Source organism: Sphingomonas bacterium (assembly GCF_903644055.1).
Classification (GTDB): Bacteria; Pseudomonadota; Alphaproteobacteria; order Sphingomonadales; family Sphingomonadaceae; genus Sphingomonas_I.
In genome coordinates this window covers 1-4,373 of sequence record NZ_CAHJXD010000027.1, presented here as the reverse complement: position 1 = coordinate 4,373, position 4,373 = coordinate 1, and the positions used below count along the sequence as shown (strand labels likewise).

Annotated in this window: 4 protein-coding genes; 2 read left to right on the top strand and 2 right to left on the bottom strand. The window is 66.9% G+C overall.

The features are described from left to right. Positions 1 to 107: 107 nt before the first annotated feature. Positions 108 to 2,225, bottom strand: a complete 2,118-nt coding sequence (locus tag HUU94_RS01155; protein ID WP_254601836.1) for a RelA/SpoT family protein — start codon at positions 2,223 to 2,225, stop codon at positions 108 to 110. A 72-nt stretch (positions 2,226 to 2,297) separates the two neighbouring features. Further along, positions 2,298 to 2,639, bottom strand: coding sequence for a DNA-directed RNA polymerase subunit omega (gene rpoZ / locus HUU94_RS01150; protein ID WP_174273296.1), 342 nt, complete (start codon positions 2,637 to 2,639; stop codon positions 2,298 to 2,300). Positions 2,640 to 2,697: 58 nt separating this feature from the next. Here rpoZ and HUU94_RS01145 point away from each other — a divergent pair, with 58 nt between their 5' ends. Next, on the top strand, positions 2,698 to 3,897 hold the full coding sequence (locus HUU94_RS01145) for a phospholipase D-like domain-containing protein (RefSeq protein WP_174273295.1): 1,200 nt from the start codon (positions 2,698 to 2,700) through the stop codon (positions 3,895 to 3,897). A gap of 94 nt (positions 3,898 to 3,991) precedes the next feature. Beyond that, a complete protein-coding gene (locus HUU94_RS01140; RefSeq protein ID WP_174273294.1) occupies positions 3,992 to 4,216 on the top strand; it encodes a hypothetical protein in 225 nt (74 codons plus the stop codon). The last annotated feature ends 157 nt before the right edge of the window (positions 4,217 to 4,373 follow it).

Here is a 4,373-nt window from a genome sequence, read left to right as displayed (position 1 = left end):
CCCGGCCTTGAGCCGGGGTCCCGCTGCCTGCCGACGCTGAAGAAGAAGCGGGACCCCGGCTCAAGGCCGGGGTGACGGTTCAGCTTGGACAGGACACCTGTGAAGACCTACTCCGCCGCCTGCGCCACCGCCGCCTCCACGCGCTCGGCGCTGATGATCGCATCCGCCGCGCGCAACGCAGCCAATATCCGCATCAGGTGCTGGAGGTCGTGGACCTCGATCAGCACCTGGAAATGGTGGAAGCTCTGGTCGCGTTCGGCGAGGTTCAGATTGACGATGTTCGCGCCCTGCCCGCCGAGGATGCTCGCCATCACGCCCAGCGACCCCGGCTCGTTCTTGACGACGATCACCAGCCGCGCGGTGCCGCCCTCGCTGCCGTCGCCCCAGGCGAGATCGATCCAATCCTCCTCCGGGCGCTCGGCGAGCACCGGGCATTCGATCGCATGGACCTCGACCGGCGCGTGCGCCAGCCGGATGCCGACGATGCGGTCGCCGGGCACGGGCGTGCAGCACGGCGCCAGCGTGAAGCTCACGCCAGGGGTCAGACCCTTGATCGATACCGCATGCGGGGCCGAGGCGCGCGCCTGCGCCGCGCCCTCCGACGAGCCGGGCATCAGCGCCTCCATCACCTGCGCGTCGGTCAGCTTGCGCCGGGCGATCGCCTCCATCAGCCGATCGCCCTCGGGCAGGCGCAGCCGCTTGAGCGCCTCGGCGAGCGCGCCCGGCCCGAGCTGCGTCGGCAGCCGCGCGACGATGCCGTCGTAGAGCCGGCGGCCGAGCGCCACCATCTCGGCCTGCTCCTTCTGGCGGACATAGCGGCGCACCTCGGCGCGCGCCTTGCCGGTGACGACGAAGCCGAGCCACGCGGGCTGCGGCTCCTGCCCCTTCGAGCGCAGGATCTGGACCTGATCGCCATTGTTGATCTGCGTGCGCAGCGGCGCGACCCGGCCATTGATTTTCGCGCCGATGGTTTCATCGCCGAGATCGGTATGAACCTGATAGGCGAAATCGACGGGGGTCGCGCCCTTGGGGAGCTGGATCAGCTCGCCCTTGGGCGTGAAGGCGAAGATGCGATCCTGGTACATCGCCATCCGCGCATGTTCGAGCAGCTCTTCCGGGCTCTCGGCATTTTCGAGGATCTCGACCAGATCGGTGATCCAGCTCCCATAGGCCTCGGCGCGCAGCGGCGCGCCCTGCTTATAGGCCCAGTGTGCGGCGACGCCATATTCGGCCTCGGCGTGCATCGCCCGCGTGCGGATCTGGATTTCGATCCGCACCCGCTCGGTATGGATCACCGCGGTGTGGAGCGATCGGTAGCCGTTGCGCTTGGGGGTCGAGATATAATCCTTGAAGCGCCCCGGCACCATCGGCCAGCGCGCGTGGATCAGCCCCAGCGCGTGATAGCATTGCTCGACATCGTCGACGATCACGCGAAACGCCATGATGTCCGAAAGCTGCTCGAAGCTGACGTGGCGCTCGGTCATCTTGCGCCAGACCGAGAAGGGATGCTTCTCGCGCCCCTCGACCTCGGCCCGGATGCCCTTCTGGCCGAGCAGCAGCCCCAGCCCCGAGGAGATTCGCGCCACGCGATCCTCGCCGCCCTCGCGCAATTGCTCCATGCGCTTGGTGATCGAATCATAGGCTTCGGGTTCGAGCTGCTGGAAGGCGAGCGTCTGCATCTCCTTCATGAACTCGTACATGCCGATCCGCTCCGCGAGCGGCGCGTAAATCTCCATCGTCTCGCGCGCGATGCGGCGGCGCTTGTCGGGATTGGCGATGAAGTGGAGCGTCCGCATATTGTGCAGCCGGTCGGCGAGCTTGACGAGCAGCACGCGGATATCGTCGGACATTGCGAGCAGGAATTTGCGGAGATTCTCCGCGGCGCGCTCATTCTCGCTCTGCGCCTCGATCTTGGAGAGCTTGGTGACGCCGTCGACCAGCCGCGCGACCGAGGCGCCGAAGCGCCTCTCGATATCCTCGTGCGTCGCGACCGTATCCTCGATCGTGTCGTGGAGGATGGCGGTGGCGATCGTCTCGTCATCGAGCCGGAGGTCGGTGAGGATGCCCGCCACCTCGATCGGATGGCTGTAATAAGGATCGCCCGACGCGCGCTTCTGGCTGCCGTGCGCCGCCATCGAGAAGACATAGGCGCGGTTGAGCAGCGCCTCGTCGGCGTCCGGATCGTAGCTCAATACCCGATCGACAAGCTCATATTGGCGCAGCACCCGCCCAAGATGGGGTGCGGGCGCGCGAGAAGGCAAGCCTCTTGTCCCCTCCCGCACGCGGGAGGGGGAGGTTTACTCGTAATCGCCGCCCAGGCTCTGGTTGCGCGGCGGGGCGGCGGCGGTGAGGCGCAGCGCCTCGGCCGATTGCGAGAGCGAGCCGATCGCGTCGGGCGCATCCTCGTCGTCGATCTGGACGCGTTGCAGGCTTGCGACCAGCGATTCGTTCATATCCTCGGGCAGGACGGTCTCTTCGGCGATCTCGCGCAGCGCCACGACGGGATTCTTGTCGCGGTCGCGATCGATCGTCAGTTCCGCCCCGCCCGAGATCTGGCGCGCGCGCTGCGCGGCCAACAGGACAAGGTCGAAACGATTGGGGATCTTGTCGACGCAATCCTCGACGGTTACGCGCGCCATGCTTGAACGCTCCGCTAAACGGGTAAAGCTCGGGGGCTTTTGGAAGGGCGTGCGGATAATGGCGGAAGAGGGCGAAGTCAATCGGATCGCCGCGCCGACGCCCGCGCCCGTCGCCGTGGACGCGACTTTCGCGGTCGACGGCAATATCCTGACGCCACTGGCCGGCGGCGGCGCGCGGCTGGCGGCGCTGCTCGCGCTGATCCGCGGCGCCCGGACGAGCCTGCGCATCCTCTATTATATCTATTGCGACGATCATGTCGGCCGCGAGGTGCGGCAGGCGATGTCGGACGCGCTGGATCGCGGCGTCGACGTGCGGCTGATCGTCGATGGCTTCGGCAGCGCGGTGCCCGCCGATTTCTTCGATCCGCTGAAGGACAAGGGCGCGGACATCTGCCGCTTCCTGCCGCGCTACGGACGCCGCTACCTGCTGCGCAACCATCAGAAGCTCGCGCTCGCCGACGAAAAGACGGCGATCATCGGCGGCTTCAACATCGAGGATGATTATTTCGACGATGCCAAGGGCTGGCGCGACCTCGGCCTGATCGTCGAGGGGCCGGCGGCCGAGCGGATCACCGGCTATTTCGATGCGCTGGCGAAATGGACGCATCACGATTTCGTCAAGCTGAAGGAGCTTCGCCGCGCGCTGCGCGACTGGAGCGAGCCGAGCGGCCGCCCCGTGCGCTGGCTGTTCGGCGGCCCGATGCGCCGGCTGAGTCCCTGGGCGCGCACCGTGAAACGCGACATGGAGCATGCCCGGGCGCTCAGCATCATCGCCGCTTACTTCGCTCCCTCGCCCCGAATGATGCGGCGGATCGAAGGCGTCGTCCGGCGGCGCGGCGAATCGCGCCTGATCGTCCCGTCGAAGGCCGATCACCAGGTCGCGATCGCCGCCGCGCGCCATACCTACACCCGGCTGCTGAAGCGCGGCGTCCGCATCTTCGAATATCAGCCGCAGAAGCTGCACACCAAATTGTTCATACTCGACGATGTCGTCCACATCGGCTCGGCCAATTTCGACATACGCAGCATGTTCCTCAACCTGGAGTTGATGCTGCGGATCGAGGACAAGGCGTTCGCGGCGCATATGCGCGGCTATTTCGATGGCGAGATGGCCGACAGCAAGGAGATCACCGCCGCCGAACATGCCCGCGCCGGCTGGTGGACGCGCACCAAGTGGGCGGCGGGCTATTTCATCATGGCGGTGCTGGACGCCAGCGTGACGCGCCGGCTCAATTTCGGGATCGATCCGGAGGCTTGAGACGAGCGGTTGGGCGCATCCCCGGGAACGTGCATTCCGCCCGGCGGTTCTACCTTCCGCCCCATCGAGGGCCAAAGCAAATAGGAGCAGGATGATGGCTGACAACATCAGCAATACCGGCAACACCAACGCCGGCGCCAATCGCGACGCTGGCCAGCAGCCGGACCGCAACCAGCAGGCCGACCGCCAGCAGAACCAGCAGAACCGCACCCAGGACGGCGATGCCAAGCACGGCGATGCCAAGGACGGCAACAACAATGCCGGCCAGAACAAGGATGCCGGAAACCCCGGTCAGCAGGGCACGAACCCCAACCGCTGACGTCGGCATCGAGGGCCGGGGCCGCCACGCGGCTCCGGCCCTTGCCTCGTCTCGGGTCTGTCCCGTTGACGTCGAACTGCCGTCACCCCGGCCTTGAGCCGGGGTCCCGCTTCTTCTTGAGCGTCGGCAGGCAGCGGGACCCCGGCTCAAGGCCGGG

Excerpts from the sequence above, each read along its gene's own strand:
- rpoZ (WP_174273296.1), bottom strand. The coding sequence starts at position 2,639 with ATGGCGCGCGTAACCGTCGAGGATTGCGTCGACAAGATCCCCAATCGT.
- HUU94_RS01145 (WP_174273295.1), top strand. The coding sequence starts at position 2,698 with ATGGCGGAAGAGGGCGAAGTCAATCGGATCGCCGCGCCGACGCCCGCG.
- HUU94_RS01140 (WP_174273294.1), top strand. The coding sequence starts at position 3,992 with ATGGCTGACAACATCAGCAATACCGGCAACACCAACGCCGGCGCCAAT.